General features: G+C 65.7%; 19 protein-coding genes, 1 tRNA gene and 1 pseudogene. 6 read left to right on the forward strand and 15 right to left on the reverse strand.

Features of this window, described 5'->3' with window-relative positions; genetic code table 11:
- Positions 1-4: 4 nt before the first annotated feature.
- The gene (locus QFZ47_RS05430) at positions 5-829 is read left to right on the forward strand and encodes a BPSS1780 family membrane protein (protein ID WP_307654675.1); all 825 of its coding nucleotides are present in this window, start codon (positions 5-7) and stop codon (positions 827-829) included.
- 36 nt (positions 830-865) lie between these two features.
- Here QFZ47_RS05430 and QFZ47_RS05435 read toward each other — a convergent pair whose 3' ends face one another.
- From QFZ47_RS05435 to QFZ47_RS05445, 3 genes are all read right to left on the reverse strand, one after another.
- Positions 866-2,389 carry a DUF3999 domain-containing protein gene (locus tag QFZ47_RS05435; protein ID WP_307654676.1) on the reverse strand — a complete coding sequence of 508 codons (1,524 nt, stop codon included), beginning with the start codon at positions 2,387-2,389 and terminating at the stop codon, positions 866-868.
- A complete protein-coding gene (locus QFZ47_RS05440; protein WP_307654677.1) occupies positions 2,386-6,159 on the reverse strand; it encodes a DUF2339 domain-containing protein in 3,774 nt (1,257 codons plus the stop codon). The genes QFZ47_RS05435 and QFZ47_RS05440 overlap by 4 nt, the downstream gene beginning before the upstream one ends.
- A gap of 93 nt (positions 6,160-6,252) precedes the next feature.
- On the reverse strand, positions 6,253-8,661 hold the full coding sequence (locus QFZ47_RS05445) for a UvrD-helicase domain-containing protein (RefSeq protein ID WP_307654678.1): 2,409 nt from the start codon (positions 8,659-8,661) through the stop codon (positions 6,253-6,255).
- A 206-nt stretch (positions 8,662-8,867) separates the two neighbouring features.
- Between QFZ47_RS05445 and QFZ47_RS05450 the strand changes: the two genes are divergently transcribed.
- Positions 8,868-9,845, forward strand: a complete 978-nt coding sequence (locus QFZ47_RS05450) for a GMP reductase (RefSeq protein WP_307654679.1) — start codon at positions 8,868-8,870, stop codon at positions 9,843-9,845.
- A 24-nt stretch (positions 9,846-9,869) separates the two neighbouring features.
- Here the strand turns inward: QFZ47_RS05450 and QFZ47_RS05455 are convergent, their stop codons facing one another.
- Positions 9,870-10,736, reverse strand: coding sequence for an alpha/beta hydrolase (locus tag QFZ47_RS05455; protein ID WP_307654680.1), 867 nt, complete (start codon positions 10,734-10,736; stop codon positions 9,870-9,872).
- Between the two features lie 93 nt (positions 10,737-10,829).
- Between QFZ47_RS05455 and QFZ47_RS05460 the strand changes: the two genes are divergently transcribed.
- The 4 genes and pseudogenes from QFZ47_RS05460 (at position 10,830) to QFZ47_RS05475 (ending at position 14,569) form a co-directional block, all read left to right on the forward strand.
- A tRNA-Ala gene (locus QFZ47_RS05460) sits at positions 10,830-10,905 on the forward strand.
- Between the two features lie 324 nt (positions 10,906-11,229).
- The gene (locus tag QFZ47_RS05465; protein WP_307654681.1) at positions 11,230-12,918 is read left to right on the forward strand and encodes a sensor histidine kinase; all 1,689 of its coding nucleotides are present in this window, start codon (positions 11,230-11,232) and stop codon (positions 12,916-12,918) included.
- A 20-nt stretch (positions 12,919-12,938) separates the two neighbouring features.
- The gene (locus QFZ47_RS05470; protein WP_307654682.1) at positions 12,939-13,625 is read left to right on the forward strand and encodes a response regulator; all 687 of its coding nucleotides are present in this window, start codon (positions 12,939-12,941) and stop codon (positions 13,623-13,625) included.
- An 85-nt stretch (positions 13,626-13,710) separates the two neighbouring features.
- Positions 13,711-14,569 (forward strand): annotated as a pseudogene (locus tag QFZ47_RS05475) (IS5 family transposase).
- A 4-nt stretch (positions 14,570-14,573) separates the two neighbouring features.
- Here the strand turns inward: QFZ47_RS05475 and QFZ47_RS05480 are convergent.
- From QFZ47_RS05480 to QFZ47_RS05530, 11 genes are all read right to left on the reverse strand, one after another.
- Positions 14,574-15,479, reverse strand: a complete 906-nt coding sequence (locus QFZ47_RS05480) for a type II secretion system F family protein (RefSeq protein ID WP_307654683.1) — start codon at positions 15,477-15,479, stop codon at positions 14,574-14,576.
- Positions 15,480-15,491: 12 nt separating this feature from the next.
- Positions 15,492-16,484 carry a type II secretion system F family protein gene (locus tag QFZ47_RS05485; protein ID WP_307654684.1) on the reverse strand — a complete coding sequence of 331 codons (993 nt, stop codon included), beginning with the start codon at positions 16,482-16,484 and terminating at the stop codon, positions 15,492-15,494.
- Positions 16,485-16,493: 9 nt separating this feature from the next.
- Entirely contained in the window at positions 16,494-17,867 is a 1,374-nt protein-coding gene (locus QFZ47_RS05490) for a TadA family conjugal transfer-associated ATPase (protein WP_307654685.1), read from the reverse strand.
- A gap of 53 nt (positions 17,868-17,920) precedes the next feature.
- Positions 17,921-19,072 (reverse strand): CpaE/TadZ family protein, encoded by a 1,152-nt coding sequence (locus QFZ47_RS05495; RefSeq protein WP_307654686.1) that lies wholly within the window; start codon positions 19,070-19,072, stop codon positions 17,921-17,923.
- A 28-nt stretch (positions 19,073-19,100) separates the two neighbouring features.
- Entirely contained in the window at positions 19,101-19,550 is a 450-nt protein-coding gene (locus QFZ47_RS05500) for a TadE family protein (RefSeq protein WP_307654687.1), read from the reverse strand.
- Complete coding sequence (locus QFZ47_RS05505) at positions 19,547-20,005, reverse strand: TadE/TadG family type IV pilus assembly protein (protein ID WP_307654688.1); 459 nt, start codon at positions 20,003-20,005, stop codon at positions 19,547-19,549. The genes QFZ47_RS05500 and QFZ47_RS05505 overlap by 4 nt, the downstream gene beginning before the upstream one ends.
- An 8-nt stretch (positions 20,006-20,013) precedes the next feature.
- Positions 20,014-21,255 carry a pilus assembly protein TadG-related protein gene (locus QFZ47_RS05510; RefSeq protein WP_307654689.1) on the reverse strand — a complete coding sequence of 414 codons (1,242 nt, stop codon included), beginning with the start codon at positions 21,253-21,255 and terminating at the stop codon, positions 20,014-20,016.
- A 45-nt stretch (positions 21,256-21,300) separates the two neighbouring features.
- A complete protein-coding gene (locus QFZ47_RS05515; RefSeq protein WP_307654690.1) occupies positions 21,301-21,477 on the reverse strand; it encodes a Flp family type IVb pilin in 177 nt (58 codons plus the stop codon).
- Between the two features lie 106 nt (positions 21,478-21,583).
- Entirely contained in the window at positions 21,584-21,799 is a 216-nt protein-coding gene (locus QFZ47_RS05520; RefSeq protein ID WP_307654691.1) for a Flp family type IVb pilin, read from the reverse strand.
- A 123-nt stretch (positions 21,800-21,922) separates the two neighbouring features.
- Positions 21,923-22,219, reverse strand: coding sequence for a hypothetical protein (locus QFZ47_RS05525; protein WP_307654692.1), 297 nt, complete (start codon positions 22,217-22,219; stop codon positions 21,923-21,925).
- A gap of 20 nt (positions 22,220-22,239) precedes the next feature.
- The gene (locus QFZ47_RS05530) at positions 22,240-23,733 is read right to left on the reverse strand and encodes a type II and III secretion system protein family protein (protein WP_307654693.1); all 1,494 of its coding nucleotides are present in this window, start codon (positions 23,731-23,733) and stop codon (positions 22,240-22,242) included.
- Between the last annotated feature and the right edge of the window lie 8 nt (positions 23,734-23,741).

The following is a 23,741-nucleotide window of genomic DNA, read 5'->3' on the forward strand; positions in this document are numbered from 1 at the left end:
AAAAATGAAACTCCACATCGTGCCGGCGCGAACCGGCGCCGAATGGGTCCGCCTCGGGCTCAAGACCTTCTGGCGGCAACCGCTCGCCTTCATCTCGCTGTTCTTTTTGCTGATGGCGCTGATCTCGACGGTGTCGCTGCTGCCGCTCGTGGGCAGCGTGCTGGCGCCGATCCTGCTGCCCTTCATGACGCTGGGCCTGATGGTGGCCACCTCGGTGGCCTACACCGACAACGCAGAGGGCGCCGGCATTGCCGGCCACGCGCAGCGGCCCACCGGCTCCGCCATGTTCGTGGCCGTAGCGGCCGCCATGCGCACCGAGTGGCGCTCGCTGGTCAAGCTCGGGGTGATCTCGGCGGCGTATTTCGTGGTGGCCGTGCTGCTCACGAGCGTCATCGACGGCGGGCAGCTGGCGCGCGCCTACCTGCTCGACGACATGCCCACGGCCGAGACCATCGCGAGCAGCGACTTCCAGGTGGCGCGCATGTTCCTGATGTGCCTGAACCTGCCGCTCTCGCTGGCGATGTGGCACGCCCCCGCGCTCGTGCACTGGCACGGCGTGGAGCCGGTGAAGAGCATCTTCTTCAGCGTGGTGGCGCTGTTCCGCAACTTCGGCGCCTACGCGCTCTTCGTGCTGGCGTGGTTCGGCGTGTTCCTGCTCGCGGGCATCGGAATGGGGCTCATCGCCACCGTGCTGATCGGCGTGGGCGCGGCGGCCGGTGGCGCGGCCCTCATCGGCAACGTGCTGATCGTGGGATCGGCGCTGGTGCTCGCGGCCATGTCGCTGAGTTCCACCTGGTTCACCTTCCGCGACAGCTTCGATCCGAGCTGAACGCCCGGCGCGCCTCCAGGCCCGGGGCTGCGCTCCTCAATCCGCTGCGGCCCGGTCCTTTCGCAGGCTCGCGAACAGCGACCAGGCCATCCCGGCCAGCAGCAGCAGGCCGAGGCCCAGCGCTCCCCAGAGCCACCACTTGCGCGACGGGTCCGGCTGCGTGGGTACCGGCAGTTGTGCCGCCGCGGCAACCGCCGCATCGACGGCTGCAACCGGCGGCTGCGGCAGCGTGACGGAGGCCTGGTCCGCCGCCACAGGCTTGTTCGCACCATGGCCCGGCATCAGCGTGGCCAGCGGCAGCGCCGCTCCGGGCGGACCGCCCTGCACGGCGTTCTTCTCCGGCACCGCATTCCAGGCCAGCGAATAAGGCGCGGCGCCTTGCGCCAGGAACACCAGCGTGCGCGGCGTGGCGCCCACCGCAATCGACGGCGGCGCCGCGCCCAGCAGGCTCAGCGGACCCGCGGTGCGCAGCCGCAGGTGCGTGTAGCTCGCGCCGTCGAGCGCCAGCACCGGCGAGCGCGCTTCACCGCCCGCTTGCGCCAGGCGGTACACCACCGTGTCGAGCAGCGGCACTTCGCCCGGGCTGCCGGACGGCGCCGCCGGTGGGCGCTGCCGGTGCCGCAATGCATACAGCGGATTGCGGGGCACGGCCGCCGAATCGGCGGCGACCGTCGGCGTGGCGGCGAGCAGGCCCGAGATGCCGACCTGCGCCAGCGTGTTCACGTCGCCCAGGTCGATGCGCAGGCTTTCGACCGGGAGGCCGCGCGGCAGCGCGTAGTCGCAATGATCCGCGCCGCAGCGCTCCGGCTTGAGCGCGCCGGACCATCGGAGCGGCGCCACGGGCTCGACCTCCTGCACGCTGTCGATCGCCACACCGGTCAGCGGCGCACCGTTCTGCGGATCGCTCCAGCGCAGGCGCAGGAAGCGCGCATGCACGCTGCCCAGGTCGACCGCAAGGCGTTCGATGGTCTGCCCGCCGTGCGCGAGCCGCACCAGCTGTTCTTCGCCGCCCACCGGCCGCCACTGCCGCAGATCGTCGCTGGCCTCCAGCCTGAAGGCGAACAGGCCGCGGGCATCCGTCGCCATCTCGAAGCGCGCCTGCAGCAGGCCGCCCTGGAGCTGGCTCGCATCGATCAGCCACTGCGCCGCCTCGGCCGGCTTGCGCGCCGGCTTGCGAGCCAGCGCCAGCGATCCATCGGGCCGCACCCTGAAGTCCAGCGATGCGTCATCCGATGCATCTGCGGCACTCGCGGGCAGCGCGAAGATCGGCACCTCCTTCGAGCTGAAGCGCGGGGCCGCGGCCTCGTTGCGCAGCCATGCGTAGGGCACGGCATTGCCGGCGGCATTGCGCACCCGAAGGTCGCGCAGGTCGCCGCGCGCGGCCAGGCCGTAGATGCCGAGCGGCAGCGCGAGCCGGTAGTACGGCCCGCTGCCTTGCAGGCCAATGGGCGCGGCGGCGGCGGCGGGCTGCGCCCCCGCCGCGCCGTACCAGGCCGCGGCCATGGCCACGGCAAGGCGAACACCCGCCAGAAGAAGCGATGACTTCGTGTTTTGCTTCATGCCGCACCTCCTTCGGGCAATGCAACATCTTTCTCCATTTCCCTCTTCTTTGGCGGCACGGGCGCGAAATAGCCCACCAGCAGGAGCAATGCACCCACCGCAATGAATGACACGATGCGGAACAATCCGCCCCGGTCCGCCAATTCGACGAAGAACAGTTTCAGCACCACAACGCCGAGCAGCGCGGCGCCGCCGACCCACAGGGTGCGCACCCCGCGTGCATGGCCGAGCACCATCGCGATCACGCCGCAGATGGCCCAGGTGATCGAGAGCGCCGCCTGCGTGAGCCACGAGGCGTAGAGCGCGTCGAAGCGCCAGTCGACGCCCGCGTAGTGATGGCAGCTGCGCAGCACCATGCCCGTCAGCAGCGCCAGGCCGGTGAGGCCGAGCACGCCCTTCGCCACCATCGGCTGCACGCGCGCGAACGACGCCTGCGGCAAGGCGCGCCACCAGAGCACCAGCGCGAACAGCACCAGCCACTGCGCGAGTTCGAGCGGATTCAGCAGCGGCACATAGGGCAGCGGCGCCGCGTCGCCCGGGCTCGTGCCGTTGGTGACCCAGGCCCATGCGAGCAGATAGGCCGCCACCGGCATCGCCGCGATTTCGAGGTAGGCGGCGCGGTACTCGGCCACCGGCCAGCGCTGCAGCAGTGCGCGCGAACGCAGCATCCAGAGCGCAGCCACGGGCACCACGGCCCAGCCCAGCAATTGCCAGCTCGACCATTCCGCACCGATGCGCCCGAGCTGCCACTGGCATTCGCGTGCCGCAAGCAGCACAAAGAACCAGAAGCCCGCCACATGCAAAGGCACCAGTGCCGCCGAGGCCAGCCAGCGCTTCTGCGCATGCAGCAGCCGCAGGTGCCACAGCAGCGCCAGCGGCCAGGCGATCCAGCCCAGCGCGCTCGACGGCAGGTAGACCAGCGGCGCTGCCATGGCAACGGCATGGACCGCGACCAGGCCGAAGCCCGGCAAGGTGGCCAGGGTCGCCCGGCCCAACTGCGGCCAGTTGCGGCGATGCGCCACGAGCGCCGAAAGAACGGAGGTCACGAGCATGATCGCCATCGCGGCCGCGGCCAAGTGCGCGGCCAGCCCGTTGCGCCGCAGCACCTCGCCGGTTTCGTCGAGCCAGCCGAAGAGCCACCAGCCCAGCCCCCAGACCACCGGCAGCCACAGCACCGCCGAATGGGCGCACCAGTCGTTGATCCAGCGCTTGGGCTTGGGCTCGGCCGTGGCGCCGCCGGTGGCGCGCCGCCAAGCCTCGTCGTTGATCCAGCCACCGGCCAGCAGGGCCGCGAGCCCCAGCACCACCGGCGTCCAGAAACCCAGGTGCGCGAAAGCCGGCGGCGCGGCTTCGGCGTGGAAGACCCGGCCAAAGACATGGAGCAGGGCCGAGACGAGCTGCAGCACGCCCGCCAGCGCCGCGAGCGGCCCGTGCGCGATGCGCAGCGCCACCCAGAGCACGACCGTGGCCGTCAGCGGCCACAGCAGCGCGGCCTGCGCGAGGCTCACCTGGAACAGCATCGCCAGATGCAGCAGGCTCACGCCGGCAATCACCGCGATGGCATTGCCCGGCGACCACACCGGCCGGATGCCGCGCGCCAATGCGGCACGGTGCGCCTGCAGCATCGACCAGGCGGCGCTGCCGAGCAGGCTCAGTGCGATCAGGCTCGCAGCCACCGCGCCCTGCCAGCCGCTCGCCAGCACCTCGTCGCCGCCATGCGCATCGGCGACCTGGTGCAGCGTGGCGATGAAACCGGCCACCGCCAGCGCCTGCATGCCGTAGCTCACGAAAGCCAGCAGCCGCAGCTGGAAGCGCACCGCCACGGCAAAGGTGCCTAAGGCCAGCACGGCCGTTGCCGCCGCCGCCCAGGGCGGCGTGAACCACTGCCACAGCAGCAGCGTGAGCGCACCCATGCCGAGCCACGGCAGCGCGGTGCCCACCAGCGCCTCCCAGCCGTTGCCTTCATCGAGCCTGCCGCGGCGATGAATGGTCCACATCGCAAATGCGCTCACCGCCACCAGCACCGGTCCGATCACCGATCCCTGCAGCAGCGGATGGCCCGCCGCGCCGTCGAGCTGCGTGGCCTGCAGCAGCTTCCACACCGCGCCGGCAAACACCACGAACGAGAAGGCCCGTGCGTACACGCGCTGCTGCCGCGCCCCCAGCCAGTACATGCCGGCCGCTTCCACGGCCCAGGCCGCGCCGGTCCACCGGCCCTCCAGCCCCAGCGGAATGGCGAGCGTGCCGAAGATCACGCCCACGATGGCGTAGGCCTCCGCCAGCAGCGCGAGGCCCTTGGGCTGCGTGGCGAACACCAGGCGGCCCAGCACCAGGTAGAAGGCCGCGAGCGCCATGGCCGAGAACGCGGCGCCGTATTCCCACGGCTGCATCAGCAGCACCTGCATGCCGAAAGCGACCATGGGCGTGCCGAACACCAGCGAACTGTCGACCCGCCCCGCGCGGCGCAGCGTGTCGAGCGCGCGTGCGGCCAGCGGCTGCGCGGGCTGCACCGGTGCGTCGAACAGCGTGCGGCGCGCGAACAGCAGGCCGATGGCCACGAACAGCAGGAAGAACACCAGCAGGAAGGGCTGCACGATGCCGTACTGGTCGGGCGTGTAGTACTTGTGCGCCCAGCCCGCGGCCAGCGTGAAGGTGCCGACGAAGCCGATCAGGTTCAGCACCCGCCAGGCCTTGAACCAGGCGATCAGCACGATGCCCACGTCGAGCACCAGCAGGTAGGTGAAGAGCCCTACCGGCCGGTTCTGCCCGGTGGACGCGAGCACCGGCGCCGCAAAGCCTTCGAGCGCCGCGACGATGGCCAGCAGCGGCGCGTTCTGCAGCACCGCCAGCACCGCGCTCAGCGCCGCCACGCCGAACAGGAAGGCGAAGCCGACGGTGGATGGCAGCAGCTCGTGCACCTTCATCGCCGCGAGCGTGGTCAGATAGAACACGCCGATGCCAGCCCCCTGCAGGATCAGCGCGTAGCCGGTGCGCTTGCGGCGCAGCAGCCAGCCCAGCGCCAGCAGGCCCGCGCCCACCAGCGCCACGGCCGCATAGCGCAGCTCGACCGGCACCGTGACGCGCTCGGCCGTATAGCGCAGCAGGAAGGCCAGTCCCAGGAATAGGATCAGCACGCCGAGCTTCACCAGCATGTTGCCGCCGAAGATCAGGTTGGCGATGGGTGCGGGCAGGCGCTCGCGCCATGGGACCGGTGGAGGCGGCGGAGGCGGAGGTGGGCGCCGCGGCGACGGCGGCATGGCCGCCGGTGGCTTGGCAGCCGCCGGCGCTGCGGGCTGGGGAGCCGGCAAGACCGCCGCAGGCCTGGTCTCCGGCACCGGGACATGCGCTGCGGCAAGACCCCTCGCATCGGCCGCTTCCGCAGGCCGCGCGGCAACCGGCATGGGCGGCACGACCTCCCGGATCTCTGGGATCTCCGGATTGGCGGCCGGCACAGCCACTGCGCCTCCCGCACCTTGCGCCAGCCGCTGTTCGAGCAGGCTCACACGCTGTTCGAGTTCGGCCACGCGCTGCTGCAGCGTCGACATGCCGCCCGCCGATGCCGCCGGCGCACCGCTGGAAGGCGATGCGCGCTCAGCCTCGCTTCGCGCGGGTTCGGCGGCGGTTTTCTTGCCGATGATCTTCGGCAACACAAACGCGCCGACCACCGCCAGGATCAGCGCGGCCGGAACCGATTCGGCCAGGGCCCCGATGAAAAGGCCGGCGATCATGCCAAGGAACCACATCCTGAACTCCCCATGTTTGGCGAGCATGGAGTGTACGGCGGTTGTTTGGTTAAAAACCGCTCGAAACGCCCGTGGTTATTGCGACCTCAGCTATTTGTTTAATAGCAACCTGGACCCCGCTCACACCGGCGTGAGCTTGGCCACCGACAGCGCGAGCCACTTCACGCCATGCCGCGCAAACTTGACCTGCGCCCGCGCGTCGTCGCCCGTGCCTTCGAGCGACAGCACCGTGCCTTCGCCGAACTTGTTGTGGAACACCTGCATGCCCGAGCGCAGGCCGTGCGAGGGCGCGGTCTTCTGCGGCGGCACCGGCGGGCTCGCGAAGGTGTCCTTGCTGCCCCCATAGCTGCCGCCACCGCCGTAGCTTCCGCTGCCGCCGCGCGTGCTCGCATAGCCGCCGCCGTAGCCGAAAGCCGAGGGCGTGAAGGACTGGTTCTTCGGCGTGAGCCATTTGAGCGCGCCTTCGGGCAGCTCTTCGAAGAAGCGGCTCTTCACGTTGTAGCGCGTCTGGCCATGGAGCATGCGCGTTTGCGAATGGCTCAGGTACAGGCGCTTGCGCGCGCGCGTGATCGCCACGTACATCAGGCGGCGCTCTTCCTCGAGGCTTTCGAAGTCGCTCATCGAGTTCTCGTGCGGGAACAGGCCCTCTTCCATGCCGGTGATGAACACGCAGTCGAACTCCAGGCCCTTGGCGGCGTGCACGGTCATGAGCTGAACGGCGTCCTGTCCGGCCTGCGCCTGGTTGTCGCCCGACTCGAGCGCCGCATGCGTGAGGAAGGCGGCCAGCGGGCTCAGCGTTTCGCCGGTTTCGGCATCGGGCGCGAGCGGCTCGTCGATGAGCGGCTGGTTTGGGTCGATACCCTGGCTCGCCAGCGACTGCCGCAGTTCGTCGATGGGCAGTGCCACCGCGTCGCGGCCGAAGCCTTCCTGCGTGACGAAGCTCTCGGCCGCGTTCACCAGTTCTTCCAGATTCTCGATCCGGTCGGCGCCTTCGCGGTCGGCCTTGTAGTGTTCGACCAGGCCGCTGTGGTCGAGCACCAGCTCGATGATCTCGCGCAGGCTGGCGCCCTGCGTCTGCTCGCGCAGCACGTCGATCTTGGCGACGAAGCCCGTGAGGTTCGCACCCGCCTTGCCGCCGACGACGCTGACCGCGTCATGCAGCGAGCGCCCTGCCGTGCGCGCCGCGTCCTGCAGCTGCTCCAGCGTGCGCGCGCCGATGCCGCGCGGCGGAAAGTTGACCACGCGCAGAAAACTGGTGTCGTCGTCCTTGTTCTCGAGCAGGCGCAGGTAGGCCAGCGCATGCTTGATTTCGGCGCGCTCGAAGAAGCGCAGGCCGCCGTACACGCGGTACGGCACCGAGGCATTGAACAGCGCCGTTTCGATCACCCGGCTCTGCGCATTGCTGCGGTAGAGCACGGCCATTTCCTTGCGGTCGAAGCCGTCGCGCACGAGCTGGCGCATTTCCTCGACCATCCACTGCGCCTCGGCCAGGTCGGTGGGCGACTCGTACACGCGCACCGGCTCGCCGGGGCCCTGGTCGGTGCGCAGGTTCTTGCCCAGGCGCTTCTTGTTGTGGCTGATGAGCTCGTTGGCCGAATCGAGGATGTTGCTGTAGCTGCGGTAGTTCTGCTCCAGCTTGATCTGGTGCTGCACATCGAACTCGCGCACGAAGTCGGCCATGTTGCCCACGCGCGCGCCGCGAAAGGCGTAGATGCTCTGGTCGTCGTCGCCCACCGCAATCACGCTGTTCTGGCCCGGCACGAACTGGCCTCCTGCCACGGTGCTGCCCGCGAGCATCTTGATCCACGCGTACTGCAGGCGATTGGTGTCCTGGAACTCGTCGATCAGGATGTGGCGGAAGCGCCGCTGGTAGTGCTCGCGCACCGGGTCGTTGTCGCGCAGCAGCTCATAGCTGCGCAGCATGAGCTCGCCGAAATCGACCACGCCTTCGCGCTGGCACTGCTCTTCGTAGAGCTGGTAGAGCTCGACCTTCTTGCGGTCGTCGTCGCTGCGGATCTCCACGTCTTTCGGACGCAGGCCGTCTTCCTTCGCGCCGGCAATGAACCACTGGGTCTGCTTGGCCGGAAAGCGTTCGTCGTCGACGTTGAACTGCTTCATCAGGCGCTTGATGGCCGATAGCTGGTCTTGCGTGTCGAGGATCTGGAAGGTGGACGGCAGGTTGGCCAGCTTCCAGTGCGCGCGCAGCAGGCGGTTGCACAGGCCGTGGAAGGTGCCGATCCACATGCCCCGCACGTTGACGGGCAGGATCGCCGTCAGCCGCGTCATCATTTCCTTGGCGGCCTTGTTGGTGAAGGTCACGGCCAGGATGCCGCCGGCGGACACCTGCCCGGTCTGCAAGAGCCAGGCGATGCGGGTGGTGAGCACCCGCGTCTTGCCCGAGCCGGCGCCGGCAAGGATCAGGGCATTGCCCGCAGGCAGGGTGACCGCGGCGCGCTGCTCCGGGTTGAGGTTCTGCAGCAGCGGCAGTTCCGGGGGGTTGGCATCAGCCGCAGGTTCGTTGAACAACATATGGGTCGATTGTAGAAACCAACGCGTATGCGGGTTATACGAAGAACCGGAAGACCCGCCGCTGCGGGACTGCGTAAAATCAATCACCGGGCCCAAGATTCTTGCGCCCGGTTTTTTGTGCCCGTCTTTTCTTCAGAAAGGCGCCGCAAAGACCGGCCGGACCAAGCGCTCATTCGTTCTCAACGATTCCTTTCAGGAGCCTGGTCATGCAAATATTCGATTACGACAACATCCTTCTGCTGCCGCGCAAATGCCGCGTGGAAAGCCGCTCGGAGTGCGACGCCAGCGTGACGCTCGGCGCACGCACTTTCCGCCTGCCGGTGGTGCCCGCCAACATGAAGACGGTGGTCGACGAGCCGATCTGCCTGTGGCTGGCGCAGAACGGCTACTTCTACGTGATGCACCGCTTCGACCTCGACAACGTGAAGTTCGTCCAGCAGATGCATGGCAAGGGCGTGTTCGCCTCGATCTCGCTGGGCGTGAAGAAGCCCGACTACGACACCGTCGACCAGCTGGTGGCGAAGGGCCTGGTGCCCGAGTACATCACCATCGACATCGCGCACGGCCATGCCGACAGCGTGAAGAACATGATCGGCTACCTGAAGCAGAAGCTGCCGGGCGCCTTCGTGATCGCCGGCAACGTGGGCACGCCCGAAGCCATCATCGACCTGGAGAATTGGGGCGCCGACGCCACCAAGGTCGGCATCGGCCCGGGCAAGGTCTGCATCACCAAGCTCAAGACCGGTTTCGGCACCGGCGGCTGGCAGCTCAGCGCGCTCAAGTGGTGTGCGCGCGTGGCCACCAAGCCGATCATCGCGGACGGCGGCATTCGCGACCATGGCGACATTGCCAAGAGCGTGCGCTTCGGCGCCTCGATGGTGATGATCGGCTCGCTCTTCGCGGGGCACGAGGAGTCGCCTGGCCGGACCGTGGAGGTCGACGGCGCGCTCTTCAAGGAGTACTACGGCTCGGCCAGCGACTTCAACAAGGGTGAGTACAAGCACGTCGAAGGCAAGCGCATCCTCGAGCCCATCAAGGGCCGTCTGGCCGACACGCTGATCGAGATGGAGCAGGACGTGCAGAGCTCCATCAGCTACGCGGGCGGCCGCACGCTGATGGACATCCGCAAGGTCAACTACGTCACGCTCGGCGGCGATAACGCGGGCGAGCACCTGTTGATGTAAGAGCCCTGCTCCGGCCCGGCCGGATCAGGCCTCCAGGAGCTGCACCGCGTGGTGGTGCAGCCTGTGGGCCGGGTCCGCCAGTGCATCGACGATGCTGAAATGGTTCAGCCCCGGCAGCGATTCGCACACGGGCACGGTGTTGCGGCCCCATGCCTCGCGGATCAGCGCGTTCTGGCGGATGAACTCCTCGCTTTCGTCGCTGCCCACCAGCGCATGCAGCTGGCCGCGCGCCGGCGCGGGCCAGAGCGCCGGGCTGGCGCGCAGCGCATCCGCATCGCCGAGCTTCAGGACCTGCTCCAGGAACGGCGTGCGCTGCAGCGGCCGAAGGTCGTAGAGGCCCGAGATCGACAGCGCATTGCGCACCAGTTGCGCGGGCAGGCCGGGAGCGACCGCCTTCCAGTTGCAGGCCAGCAGCGCGGCCGCCATGTGGCCGCCGGCCGAATGCCCGGCCACGGTGATGCGCGAGGGGTCCGCGCCAAAGCTCGCGGCATGGCGCCAGGTCCACTCGAGCGCGCGCACCATCTGCATGACGATGCCCGGCACGGTGACGGGTTCCTCCGCCGTTCCGGGGCACAGTGCGTAGTTGGGCATCACCACGCACACGCCGCGGTCGTTGAACGCGGGCGCAATGAACGAATGGTCCCGCTTGTCCATCGCACGCCAATAGCCGCCGTGAATGAACACCAGCACCGGTGCGCCGGGTACGGGTGCCGGAAAGATGTCGAGCGTCTCGTTCACGCCCCGGCCATAGGGCACGTCGATCCGGCCGGGCAAGGTTTCGCGTACGGCTTGCGAGTCGCGGCCCCAGCGGGCGAAGTACGCCGGGTGATCCTTCACGCGCGCAAGATTGTTGTACATGCCTTCCAGCCAGGCGGGTTCGTACGAGGCCATGCGGGTTGTGCTTTCCTTCTTTTTCGAAGCGCGCATCTTGGCATGCGGGCCATGCGCTTCCGGGCGTGTTCTGGTTAAAATCCGGCTTGCGTTGGGGGGGTAGCTCAGCTGGGAGAGCGCCGCGTTCGCAATGCGGAGGTCGTGAGTTCGATCCTCATCCTCTCCACCAACCCATTCAAAGGGCTCGGATTTTTCCGAGCCCTTTTTCTTTGCCCGGCCCCTGGGCACTTTCGGGCCCGGCGATACATCCGCTAGCGGGCAGCCTCAATTTGCATCATTCAGTAACAAAAGTACACATTGCAAGCGGGGTTAACCGAAAAGTATTGCTTTCGACTACAAAAGTAGTAATGTGAAATCCTCGCAGATATTAATTTTGGCGCAAAAAGTGAACCAAGGTGTTACTTCTCAGAGCTTCCCTCCCAGGAGCATGGGCGCCTTGTCGTGGTGGGCTGGCAGGGCATGAGCCGCTTTATGCACTCGAAAAAAAAGCCCCATGCAAGCCCACTCCATCGACCCCGATTGCGGGACCGACTCCAGCCTCACCGCCGATGCGCTCATGGTGTCGCGGATGCGGCTGGTGCTCTCGGTGTCGGCGCTGCTGGCGGTTGCGGTTGACCTTCGCGACCCCCAACAGCGCATAGGCAGCGCCGTCTGGCTAACGTTTTCCTGCTACGCGATCTACAGCCTTGGCGTGTACATCTGCACGCGAAAGGGCCAGCCCTACTTCCAGGGCAAGGCCATCCATTGGTTCGACGTGCTGTGGTTCACGCAGATCGTCTTCGCGACCGGCGGCACCGGAAGCCTTTATTTCCTCTTCTACTTCTTCGCCATCCTCACCTCTTCCTTTCGCTGGGGATACGAGGAAGGCGCACGGGTAACCATGGCCTCGGTAGCCTCTTTGGCCTTGTGCGGCCTGGGCACGGGCATCGGAAGCGATACGCCGCAGTTGCTGATGCGCACCACCTTCCTGCTGGCGCTGGGGCACATGATCGGACACTGGGGCGGATCGAAAGTCGAGCTGCGGCGGCGTCTTTCGCTCCTGAGCCAAGTGAGCCAGCTGTCGAACCCCAGGTTCGGCGTTGCCCGCACGATCGCCAGCACCATGGAGAAGACGCTGGCCTTCTACAAGGCAAGCCACTGCGTTCTTCTGACGCGCGACACGGCAACCAGCAGCTGGGTCATGCGCACGCTCAAGCAAGGCCATGCGGGCGAGGCGGTCGACGTCGAGACGATCGGCCATGCCTTCGAATTGCCGCTGATGGCACTGAAGGCCGGGGACATCGTGCTGCGCAGCCGCCTGCCCTGGCCATTGAGCCGGCTGTGCGCGCAGGGCCATGCCTTCGACCTTCGCTTGCGCCAGTGGCGCGCACAGGACGAGCCCGGCCTGCGGCGCAGTGCAGCGGTTACCGCCATGCTGGAGGCGCGCTCCTTCATCAGCGCACCGTTGCCGATGCGCCAGGGAGAGGGGCGAATCTACGTGTCTTCCAGCGAGGGGCTGTTCCGCAAATCCGATGCGCTGTTCCTGGCCCACATGATGGGCCAGGTCTTTCCGGTGATCGAGACGATCGGGGTGCTCGACCGGATGGCATCGGAGGCCGCCTCGAAGGAGCGCCTGAAGCTCTCGCTGGATCTGCACGACACCGCGATCCAGCCCTATATCGGCCTGAAGCTGGGGCTGAGCGCGCTGCGCAAGAAAGCGGCGGCCGACAATCCGCTGGTCGATGACCTGGACAAGCTGGCCAGCATGGCCGAGAGCGTGGTGGCCGACCTGCGCCACTATGCGGGCGTCGTGAAGCACGGCGGGGAAAGCCACTGCGAATTCATTCTTCCGCACCTGCACCGCCAGGCTGCGCGCATCAAGACGCTCTACGGCATCGACATGAGCATCCTGGTCGACGGCGACGTGCACCTGGACGACCGTATGACCACCGAAGTGCTCCAGCTGGTGCGCGAAGGACTGAACAACATCTGCAAGCACACACATGCCCATCAAGGCTGCATCCACATCGGCTGCACGGATGGCAGGCTGCAGATCCGGATCGAGAACGAGGCCTGTGGCGCTGACTTCTCGGATTTCCGCCCGCGCTCCATCAGCGAACGCGCGGCCGCCCTGGGGGGGGAAGTGCAGGTCGGCCAAGGCGCAGGCGGCGCAACGGCGGTCCTGATCGAAATACCCATCTGAAGAAGACGAAGGTGTCAAACATGCAATCCGCAACGCATCCCATCGGTGTCATGCTCGTAGACGATCACCAGACCATGCTGTGGGGCCTGTCGAAACTGATCGATGGCGAACAGCCGCGCATGAAGGTGGTTGCCACGGCCAACTGCTGCGAGCAGGCCCTGGAGCAGACCGAGCACCTCGTTCCCGATGTGATCCTCCTCGACCTCGACCTCGGCGGCCGATGCTCGCTCGACATTCTTCCGAAGCTGCTGTCGAACGAGGTCTCGCGCGCGCTCATCCTCACGGCTGAACGCAGCCAGCAAACGCTGGATCTTGCGGTGCTGCGCGGTGCCAGGGGCGTGCTGGGCAAGGATGCTTCTGCCGAGCAGGTGCTCGATGCGATAGCGCGCGTCCACAAGGGCGAACTGTGCATCGACGCGCAGGCCATGGGCCGCGTGTTCTCCGAACTGACCTCGCCGAAGAAGCCGGCGAAGGCCGACCCCGAAGCAGCCAAGATCGCGAGCCTGACGCAGAAGGAGCGGCAGATCATCCGCGCCGTGGTGGAAGGCAGCGGGGCCGCGAACAAGACGCTTGCCTCGCGGCTGTTCGTGACCGAGCACACCTTCCGCAATCACCTCACATCGATCTACCAGAAGCTCGACGTGGCGAACCGGCTCGAGCTCTACATCTACGCCATCAAGCACAAGCTCGACACCGCGCCCCATTGAGCGCGGGCGCCGGGGCTCAGAAGTTATCCGTAAATAGTAAAACTCTTGTCCCGAGCCGCATCTCACGCGGCGATGGGACGAAGGCATGGCAGCACGCAAGCGAGTTGATTCATGGGCGGTGAGCGATGATTTCTGGCAGCGCGTCGAGCCGTTGATTCCCGTGCGCGAGCGCGTTGCAAGCAAGGAGTACGTGCGAAAGCCCGGGGCAGGACGGCCACCCAAGCCAGCGCGACAGGTGTTCTGTCGGGTACGTGCTGCGCACCGGCTGCCAATGGAAGGCCCTCTCGAAAGAGCGCTTTGGCAGCGCCAGTGCAGTGCACAAGCGATTTCTTGAATGGGAGAAGGCAGGCGTGTTCGAGGCTATCTGGAGAGCAGGGCTGGCCGAGTACGATCAGATGCAAGGAATCGCTTGGCGATGGCAGAGCATCGACGGCGCCATGTTCAAAGCGCCGCTGGCGCAAGACTCCGTCGGCCCCAACCCGACGGATCGGGAAAAAAAGGGAGCAAGCGTCATCTGTTGGTGGACGGGCGTGGCGTCCCGTTGTCGCTCGTCGTGAGCGGGGCCAATCAGCATGACGTTACGCAACTCGACGCAGTGCTGCAAGCCGTCATGGTCAAGCGCAAGACGCCGAGCATTCGTCGCAGCAAGCATCTGTGTGCGGATGCCGGTTATCGAGGTCGTCGTGCATGGAGATCATCGAGTCGCATGGCTACATTGCCCATGTGGTGGAGCGCCGCGAGGAAGCTGACGCCAAGCGGCGCGATTCGACCAAGAGGGCGCGGCGATGGGTGGTCGAGGTCTGCCACAGCTGGTTCAACCGCTTTCGCAAGTTGCTCGTGCGACACGAAAAACTCCACCGCAGCTTCCTCGCGCTCAACCCATCACCGCAGCGATCATCGCGTTCCGCAAGGTGCCGCTGACGATTAACATTATTTACGGATAAATTCTCAGTGCCCTCCGACGAGCATCGGCGCGATGGTGCGGACCATGCGGATGATCGCCGGCGTCAGGATGACCATCGAGATGCACGGGAAGATGCAGAGCACCAGCGGCAGCAGCATCTTGGTCGGCACCTTGGCGGCCAGTTCTTCCGCGCGAACCTGGCGCTTGTGGCGCAGGTCGTCCGAGAACACGCGCAACGATTCGCCGATGCTGGTGCCGAACCGGTCGGCCTGGGTCAGCATGGTGGCGAAAGTTCCGATCTCTTCCACACCGGTGCGCAGCGCCAGGTTGCGCAGCGACTTCTCGCGCGTGCCGCCTGCGCGCATCTCCAGGTTGGTCCAGTGCAGCTCCTGCGCCAGGGCCTCGCTCTTGACGCGGATCTCCTCGGTGACCTTGACCAGCGCGGCATCGAGTCCCAGGCCCGCCTCGACGCAGACCAGCATCAGATCCGCCGCATCGGGAAAGTTCTCGAAGATCTCGCGCTGGCGCCCCTTGATCATCACGCGCAGCACGATGTTGGGCAGATAGCAGCCAAGCAGCGCAGCCATTGCCAGCCACAGCAGGGTGGTGAGCCCGTTGTTCGCTCCTGCCGCGCGCATCGCCACAAAGGCCAAGCCGGCGAGGCCGAGCGGCAGCAGCGTCTTCAGGCCGAAATAGAAGAGGCTCGCATCTGGGTGGCGGACGCCCGCGCTCAGGAATTTCAATCGCAGCGGCGAGGCCTCGCCTTCACCGGTGGGCGAAGACAGTTGTGCGAAGGGCCCGACGATCTTGACCGCGGTTTCAGTCCAGGCGGACTTGCTCGCAGGCGCCACCGCCCGCAGGCGCTGCGCGGTGCGCGAGGGCAGCATCCAGACCGCAAACCCGCTGACGGCGAGCGAGACGGCCACGAAGACGAGAATCGGGAACAGCATGACATTTCTCCTTCAGACACGGATCTTGACGATCTTGCACAGAATCAGCACGCCGACCACCATCAGGCCGAGCATGTACTTGATGACGGTGATGCCTATCGGGTCGGTCCACAGCGGCGACATAAACTGCGGGTTGAAGGCGTTCATCAGCGCCGCCAGCGCAAAGGGCATCAGTCCGAGGATCCAGGCCGACAGGCGCCCCTCCGCCGACAGCACCCGCACCCGCGCCAGCAGCTTGAGGCGGTCGCGGATGAGCCGGCTCAGGTTGCCGAGCACTTCGGTCAGGTTGCCACCGGAGTCGCGCTGGATCAGCACCGACACCACGAAGTAGCGCATGTCGGTGAGCGGCACGCGTTCGCTCATGTTCGTGAGCGCCTGCTGCAGCGAAACCCCGAAGCCGACTTCGTCGGCCACCATGCGGAACTCGCCCGCAATGGGCTCAGACATTTCCTCGCCGATCATCTGCACGCTGCTCGCGAACGAGTGGCCCGCGCGCAGGGCGCGCGTCACCAGGTCGAGTGCGTCCGGCAGCTGCCTTTCGAGACGTGCCAGGCGGCGCCTGCGCCGGTGGTCCAGGTAGAGCAGCGGCACCGCCGCGCCGGCGGCGCCCACCAGCAGGGCAATCCAAGCAGGCTGGTTCGCGAGCGACGCCATTGCAAAGAAAACAAGCATGCCGCACAGCGCGCAGGCGAGCAGCACATGGGACACGGTCCACTCCTGTCCCGCCTGGAGAATGAAGCGGTCCAGTCGGTGGGCCCGCGGAAGCTTCAGAAGAACGCGCTGCATCCACGGCGCCTCGCTGAGCACGCGGTCCTTCACGAGCCGCGCCTGCGCGATGCGGTCGGTGGCCGCCGACAGCGCCTGCAGCCGCTTGCCGATCTTCTTCACCCCAGGGCCCCTGTAGGAACGCCACAGCATGTAGAGGCCCTCGATCACCATCAGCACCGTCACGAAGACCAGCACGGACAGCGTGATGAGCGTGTCGCCAATCAGGTTCTGGAACATGGGGGCCTCCTACTCGTAGTGCTTGTCGGGATCGAACATGGCGTCGGGCAGCACCACGCCGAAAGACTGCAGGCGCTCGACGAATTTCGGCCGCACGCCGGTGGCATGAAAGTAGCCACGCACCCGGCCGTCCGGGCCCATGCCGGTCTGACGGAACGCGAAGATCTCCTGCATCGTGACCACCTCGCCTTCCATGCCGGTGATCTCCTGGATACTGGTGACCTTGCGCCGGCCGTCGACCAGGCGCAGCACCTGGATCACCACCGTGATCGCCGAGGCAATCTGCTGGCGCACCGAGTGATGCGGAAGGTTCAGGTTGGCCATGCTGATCATGTTCTCCAGCCGCGCCAGCGCATCGCGCGGGCTGTTGGCATGGATGGTGGTCAGCGAGCCTTCGTGGCCGGTGTTCATGGCCTGCAGCATGTCGACCGCCTCGGCGCCACGCACCTCGCCAATCACGATGCGATCGGGCCGCATGCGCAGTGCGTTGCGCACCAGCGCGCGCTGCGTGATCTCGCCCTTGCCTTCGATGTTCATCGGCCGGGTTTCCATGCGGGCCACATGTGGCTGCTGCAGCTGGAGCTCGGCCGCGTCTTCGATGGTGATGATGCGTTCGGTGGCGGGAATGAAGCCCGAGAGAATGTTCAGCAGCGTCGTCTTGCCGGCGCCGGTGCCGCCGGAGATCAACATGTTGATCTTCGCGCTGGCCAGCCCTTCGAGCATCAGCCCCATCTGCGGCGTCAGCGTCTTCAGGTCGTTCACCAGGTTCTCCATCTTCAGCGGGATCTTCGCGAATCGGCGAATCGACATCATCGGGCCGTCCAGCGCCACCGGCGCGACCACCGCATTGACGCGCGACCCGTCCGGCAGCCGCGCATCGACCATGGGGCTCGATTCGTCGATGCGCCGTCCCACCAGCGAGACGATCTTGTCGATGATGCGCAGCAGGTGCTTCTCGTCGGTGAAGCTCACATCGGTCAGCTCCAGCCGGCCCCTGCGCTCCACGTAGACCCGGTCATGCGAGTTGACCAGGATGTCCGACACCGTCGGGTCGGCCATCAGCAGCTCGATCGGGCCGAAGCCGAGCATCTCGTGCTGGATGTCGCGGATCAGCGTGCGCCGCTCGATGTCGTTCAGCGCCTCGGGCTCTTCCTGCAGCAGCCGCGTGACCATCGTGGAGATCTCCTGGCGCAGCACCTCGGGCTTCAGGGTTTCGAGCACCGCAAGGTCGAACCGGTCCAGCAGCTTCAGGTGCATTCGCTCCTTCAGGAGCTTGTAGGCATCGGAGGCGAAGGATAAGAGCACCCCATCGGCCGGGGGCGGCGCCGGCGCGCGTGCCACCGGCGCGGCTTCAATCGCATTGAGCTGTTCTCGGAATGACATGTGGACCTGCCTTGCTGTTGGAGGAAAAAGTTCGTGATGGCGCAACGCGGGCGTCAAGCGCGGCGGAAGAGCCGGCCGATGAAGCCTGGCGCTTCCTTCGGGCGCGGACTGAGCGTGTGGGATATTTCCTCGAGCCGCTTGCAGAGCGCGCTGCCGCGCGACATCTCCGCCAGCGGCACGCCGCGGTTGATCGAGGCGTCCACGTCTTTGCCGCCGTCGGGCACGCTGACCAAGGTGGCCCCGCCCAGCGAACGGCGCATGTCGGACAAGCCGATCTCCGTGCCGCCGGCGCTGCGGTTGACCAGCAGCTCGACCTTGCCGGCCTGGTAGCCGAGCGACTTGAACACCTGCATCAGGCGCGTCACGTTGCGGATGTGCGGCAAGCTCGGCTGGAGCACCGGAAAGATCCGGTCCGCGCGGTCCAGCACGCGGATGGCAAGCGGATCGATGCGCAGGCCCAGGTCGAACAGCACGAAGTCGTACTGCGCCGCGGCCACCTGCAGGATCGCATCGATGTGCTCGGCCTTGACCTCCAGCGCGCGCGAAAGATCTTCGGGCGCTGCAAGGATGCTGAAGCCCGGCGCCACCTTCACCGTGCTCGCGGCGAGCAGCGAAGCGTCGAGCCGACCGATGTCGCGCGCCACGTCGGCCACCGTGGAGGTGGGCCGCAGGTCGCTCACATAGGACAGCGCATCGCCGAACTGCAGGTTCAGGTCGATCAGCAGCACCGAGCGCCGCATCGAGAGCTGATGCCCGATGTTGGTTGCAAGAAAGGTGGCGCCGCTGCCACCCTTGCACGGCATGAACGCGACCACCTGGCCCGGCTCGCGCGCCTGGGTACTGGCCATCTTGAGGGCAATGCGCTCCACGGCCGCCTCGAGCGCCGTCGGTTCGGGCGGCGAAGGCAGCACTTCGCGCACGCCAGAGCGCATGGCAAGAATCAGGAACTCGGGCGTCTGCATGGCGCACAGCAGCACCACCGCAATGGCGGGATGGCGCATCGTGAGCTGCTCCACCATTGCCAGCTCCTGGGGGTCGCAGCACATGCCGTCCACCAGCAGCAGTTCGGGCGCCGATTGCTCGACCACCCACTGCATGCGGCTCTTGCCTCCTTCGAAGGCCGAGACCACATGGGAGCGGGTCTCCAGCACCTTGCGCATGTCCTGCAGGTGGGCGGGATTGGGGGAGATGATGGAGATTTTCATGGTGATGTGGCTCAGGGTTAGGTGCAGATTAGGAGCAGATGGCGCTGCTGTTCGGGTCCTGCCCCATGATTTCGCGCGGCAGGTAAGTGGAAAAACTCGGCATCGGGATCGGGGCATGCGTTCCGAATCCGATGGGCGAGATCCACTGGTAATCCAGATCGAGGATGCGGACATTCACGCCGCTGCAATTGGCGGCGGTACAGGTCGTGCTGACGCTGCCTGCCGCGTCGTACCAATCGATGCTGACGTTGGCTGCCGTCAATTGAGGCAGGAACTTCTGCATGTTGGAAAGCACGACAGTGGCGTCTCGGTCGCATACGACGGCTGCGCGAGCCCCCCAGCGCGTCGCTTCGGCAGCCGCATTCCACGTCCACAACATGCGCGCGAAATCCATGATGCCCAGTAGGAAGGTCAGAAAGAGCATCAGGACCAGCGCGAACTCCACCGTGGTCGCACCGACCTGCTTTGTTCGATTCATGATTGACCTCGCATGGTGGCGCTGATATCCCCGAACGGGATGTCTCCGTTCGCATCGCCGAAGGTGAGCCCGAAAACCCCGGTGATGAGCGGGCGGAACTTGTATCCCGTGACCTTGATGGTCACGGTATTGATGGCCGGGGCGCTGCCCTTGAATTGCCAGGTTGGATTGGGGACTTGAGAAATGCTGAGGCCCAGGACCAATGGCGAGACGCCGCCGGCCGGGTTGCCAAAGACCACCAGGTTCTTGGCAGTCGTGATTTTGGCGGGATCCGTGGTTGCGATCGACGGGTCCTGGGTGGACAGATAACGGGAGGCGTCGCGCAGCGATTTCGCGATGGTGTTGTACTGATACAGCGCCCGCCCGAACTCGGTCGTGATGAACGTCAGGATGAGCAGCAATGGAAGGATCAGGGCAAATTCGACCAGGGCCACGCCGTTCTGCTTTTTTTGCATACCACCTCCTACTGAACGAGCGTCGGGACCTTGGGCCCGCTTACGCCGCCGGCCAAACCAGCGGTAGCGCAGGGGCTGCCGGGGGACCCAGCGTCGCCGATGAATTCCAGCCACATCTTTGGTCCCGCCTTTCCGCTCGCGTTCTTCTCCAATGGATGCAGCATCAACATACAAGCAAATCCTTTGATTTGATTGACTGATGGACACTCCACGACTGCGGTCGTCACAACACGTCGATTGGCTCCCTTGGTGTAGTCAGTGGACGCAGGATCCCCTTTGACTTTGAGGTTTGTGGCGTCCGGGGGCGTGCCATCCCCTTGATATGGCGCATAGGCATTGCGCTTGGCAGTAAATCCGCTGGCACTTGAATCGTCATATCTGCCAGGCTTCGGGAGGTCCCCGCTACTACCATTGGAATACCAGGCGTAGCCCGTCAGATCAGGTATCGATTCGCTAGCTTTGTAGCTGCCTTTATAGATACCGAAGCGGGTATTCCAGGCCTCGACGGCGCCATTGGTCTTGCCTGATTTGCTAACGTTTGTTGCTGTTCCAGGAAGGCCGCATTGCCCACTGCTCGCCAGAAGATCCTTCACTGCTCGTGCGCCTCCGCCGTTGCCGGAAAAATCTATCCAGTGAAAACGGCCACCCTCCACATCATCGTTGGAATTGACTACACCTTCGATCCACTCACCACGCGCGAACCCCCAGCTGGGCGTGGCGGATTTCTGGCAGACGCCAACGGGAATAAGGCAATTGGTCTGTGACGGCGCCCTGGTGGCAACGGCGACAGCGGCCACGCTCTGCGATGCCGCGTACGTGCTGTTTCCACTGAACGCGCTCAGGGCATGGAGGAGCCAAGGCGCGATGCCTGACTTCGTGTGCAGGCACTTGACATACCGGGCATTTGCGACCGGCGTGAAGGTATGGCTGTAGGTGCCGATCAGCGAGTCGCTGAACACGATCTCAGCCTGGGCGATGCCGGTCGCCTCGCCTTGAAAATTGATCTTGTTGAGATCGGCTGCGGTCTTGCCTGCGCTGGTGGCACGCGTCAACGCATCGCTGGCGCCGTCGAGTTCCTGCGCGGCAGACAGGGCACAGCTGTCCAGGGCGGTCTGCAGCTCCGTTTTCACGATGAAGAGGCGGCCAAAGTCCAGCGCAATGCCCATGAATCCGAGGAGGAACAGCAGGACCAGCGCGACGGTGATGATCACCGCGCCGCTTTGGCGGTGGCCGGAAGTGTGGACTTTCATGATCGGCTTCCTGTGCAGTGTGTCGGTTCGGAAAAACCCGGCGCTTCAGCCGCAATCCACACTGCCGAGGCAGATGCGGACGCGATCGACAAGATCGCTGATGCCGAAGTCCGTTACCAATGGCCGCAATGCGACGATAAGCAGGATCGAGATCACGGCAATGACCAGCGCGTACTCCACTATCCGGACACCGCTTTCATCCCGCCGGAACATCTTGAACATGGTGAGTACCTCGCGTTGTGCTGGACCGTCATATGAAGAGGGGCGGCGGGCAACGGATAAGCCGGCTCCGCCACCGCCATCGTTCCGGTAAATGCGATTACCGGGCTTAAGGATTGCAGACGGCCATGTTGCCCGAGAGGCAGGCGCCCACGCGTGCAATGAAGGTTGTGAAGTACCCTCCGGTGGTCAGGCCCTGCAGTGCAATGACGAGGGCAATCGACACGACTGCGATGATGAGCGCGTACTCGATAACTTGCGCGCCGTCCTCTTTCTTGGCGAACGAGGACATGAAGTTGCCGGCACGGACAGAGAGTTGGTTCATTTTTTCACCTTTGAAATTGAAGTAAGAGAACAAAAAATCTTGCGTTGGTTCTTGGGTTGATTGACTTATATCTTTGTGAGGCAACTCCTTTCTGTTCGAATTCAAGAATCGTTCGAGGGCCGCCTAACGACCCCCACCGCCGTTGTCTCCACTACCAATCCCGCCCCCGATGTTGATGACGTTCACCGCTGGCGGCGGCGCCTTGTAGGACTTCTGGTACTGCACCATCGACTCGCGCGCCGCGCGCCCGTCCATGCCGACCACCGGGTTCCCGTCCTTGCCGGCATCGGGATTGATGGTCATCTTCCGTTTCGCGTCGCGCACCGCATCGCCAAAACGCGCGTCGTAGTTGGGCGTGACGTGGGAGCATCCGGTGCCCAGCAGCAGCGTCAGCGCGAGAGTGGTCGACTTGATGAACATGGTGGTGCTCCTCGGGGATGTCATTGGGGTTGGCCGGCCGGTGCAACCGGTGCCGGGGTGGCGCTTTCGAGGCTGCCGTTCAGGTACATCTCCGCACGGCTGGGAACGACGTGGTTGTCGGTCGGAACGCGGGGCGCCTCGGCCAGCGGCCGGACCAGGCGCGGCGTGATCACGAACATCAGCTCGGTCTGGTCGTTCTGAAACTCGGAGCTGCGGAATAACGCCCCCATCACCGGCACTTCGCCCAATCCCGGATAGCGCTTGATGGTTTCCGTGACATTGCTCTTGATGAGCCCCGCAATGACAAAGCTCTGCCCGTCGTTGAGCTGCACGGTGGTGTCGGCGCGGCGCACGGTGAGCGATGGCAGCACGGCGGTGGCTCCGGAGACGGTGGTAAAGGGCGAACCGGTCTGCGACAGGTCCGATACCTCCGAAACCATCTTGAGATTGACGCGTCCGCCGTTGAGCACAGTCGGGGTGAACTTGACCCCGATGCCGAACTCCTTTTCTTCCAGCGTGATGTTCGTTCCGCCACCGCCCGCAGCGCTCTGCGCGACCGGGATGAAGATCTTTCCGCCCGACAAGAAGCTCGCCTGCTGGCCGCTGATGGCCATGATGTTGGGCTCCGCCAGGATGCGCACCAGGCCGTCGTCCTTCTGGCCGTCGATGCCAATCGACGTGCGGCCGATCCTGAGCGCCTCGATCAGGCCGCCGCCTCCACTGAGGAAGCTGGAGATCAGCGAGTAGCTGTCGCGGCCGCCGTTGCCCGAGCGGCTCAAGCCGACGCGCGCACCCAGCCGGTCCAGCAGGGTCTTGCTGATCTCTGCAATCTTCACTTCGAGCATGACTTGCTGCGGCGCCGTGACGCGCAGCAGGTTCACCACCTTCTTGCCGTCAGCGCCATAGGCCATGGCCAGGCTCATCACGTCGTCGAGCTTGAGCGCGTCGCTGATCTCGCCGGTGAGCACGATGGATTTTTCGGCGCTGCGCACGCGGATGTGGGTTTCTTCCGGCATCAGCTCGGCCAGCTTGGACTGCAGCGCGCCCGGATCGATGGTCACGATGACGTCCTTGATGTAGCAGGTGCCGTCAACGCTCTGCAGCACGACGTTCATCGAGCCCGCCTGGCGGCCGCGGAAGAACAGGTCGGTCGGGCTCAGCAGCGTGACATCGACGTCGGCAATGCCGTCGCCCGCGTTCGCCGCCTGGGCGGGGGCCGGCTGCCCCGCGGCTGCCGGCGCGCGGCTCGGGGGCTGGCCGCTGACCACGATGCGCGCAACGCGTGCCTTCAGCGGAATGACCACCGACTTGCCGAGCACGGCGTAGGTCGGCTGGTCGTCCGGGATGATCGCGGTGCAGCGCCGGGTGGCGGGTGCGGCGGGCGCGACAGCCGCCTGGGCGGCCACCGGAGCTGCAGCTGACGCCGAAACTGCTACGTCTGCGGCAATGGCGGGCAGCCCCAATGTCGCGAGTACCGCCAACAGCACGGCGGATGAAGAAGAGAGATGTTGCACTTGTGGTT

This window comes from Variovorax paradoxus, from assembly GCF_030815975.1.
Classification (GTDB): domain Bacteria; phylum Pseudomonadota; class Gammaproteobacteria; order Burkholderiales; family Burkholderiaceae_C; genus Variovorax; species Variovorax paradoxus_N.

Coding starts and splice junctions, on each gene's coding strand:
- QFZ47_RS05430 (WP_307654675.1), top strand. CDS start 5: ATGAAACTCCACATCGTGCCGGCGCGAACCGGCGCCGAATGGGTCCGC.
- QFZ47_RS05435 (WP_307654676.1), bottom strand. CDS start 2,389: ATGAAGCAAAACACGAAGTCATCGCTTCTTCTGGCGGGTGTTCGCCTT.
- QFZ47_RS05440 (WP_307654677.1), bottom strand. CDS start 6,159: ATGCTCGCCAAACATGGGGAGTTCAGGATGTGGTTCCTTGGCATGATC.
- QFZ47_RS05445 (WP_307654678.1), bottom strand. CDS start 8,661: ATGTTGTTCAACGAACCTGCGGCTGATGCCAACCCCCCGGAACTGCCG.
- QFZ47_RS05450 (WP_307654679.1), top strand. CDS start 8,868: ATGCAAATATTCGATTACGACAACATCCTTCTGCTGCCGCGCAAATGC.
- QFZ47_RS05455 (WP_307654680.1), bottom strand. CDS start 10,736: ATGGCCTCGTACGAACCCGCCTGGCTGGAAGGCATGTACAACAATCTT.
- QFZ47_RS05465 (WP_307654681.1), top strand. CDS start 11,230: ATGCAAGCCCACTCCATCGACCCCGATTGCGGGACCGACTCCAGCCTC.
- QFZ47_RS05470 (WP_307654682.1), top strand. CDS start 12,939: ATGCAATCCGCAACGCATCCCATCGGTGTCATGCTCGTAGACGATCAC.
- QFZ47_RS05480 (WP_307654683.1), bottom strand. CDS start 15,479: ATGCTGTTCCCGATTCTCGTCTTCGTGGCCGTCTCGCTCGCCGTCAGC.
- QFZ47_RS05485 (WP_307654684.1), bottom strand. CDS start 16,484: ATGTTCCAGAACCTGATTGGCGACACGCTCATCACGCTGTCCGTGCTG.
- QFZ47_RS05490 (WP_307654685.1), bottom strand. CDS start 17,867: ATGTCATTCCGAGAACAGCTCAATGCGATTGAAGCCGCGCCGGTGGCA.
- QFZ47_RS05495 (WP_307654686.1), bottom strand. CDS start 19,072: ATGAAAATCTCCATCATCTCCCCCAATCCCGCCCACCTGCAGGACATG.
- QFZ47_RS05500 (WP_307654687.1), bottom strand. CDS start 19,550: ATGAATCGAACAAAGCAGGTCGGTGCGACCACGGTGGAGTTCGCGCTG.
- QFZ47_RS05505 (WP_307654688.1), bottom strand. CDS start 20,005: ATGCAAAAAAAGCAGAACGGCGTGGCCCTGGTCGAATTTGCCCTGATC.
- QFZ47_RS05510 (WP_307654689.1), bottom strand. CDS start 21,255: ATGAAAGTCCACACTTCCGGCCACCGCCAAAGCGGCGCGGTGATCATC.
- QFZ47_RS05515 (WP_307654690.1), bottom strand. CDS start 21,477: ATGTTCAAGATGTTCCGGCGGGATGAAAGCGGTGTCCGGATAGTGGAG.
- QFZ47_RS05520 (WP_307654691.1), bottom strand. CDS start 21,799: ATGAACCAACTCTCTGTCCGTGCCGGCAACTTCATGTCCTCGTTCGCC.
- QFZ47_RS05525 (WP_307654692.1), bottom strand. CDS start 22,219: ATGTTCATCAAGTCGACCACTCTCGCGCTGACGCTGCTGCTGGGCACC.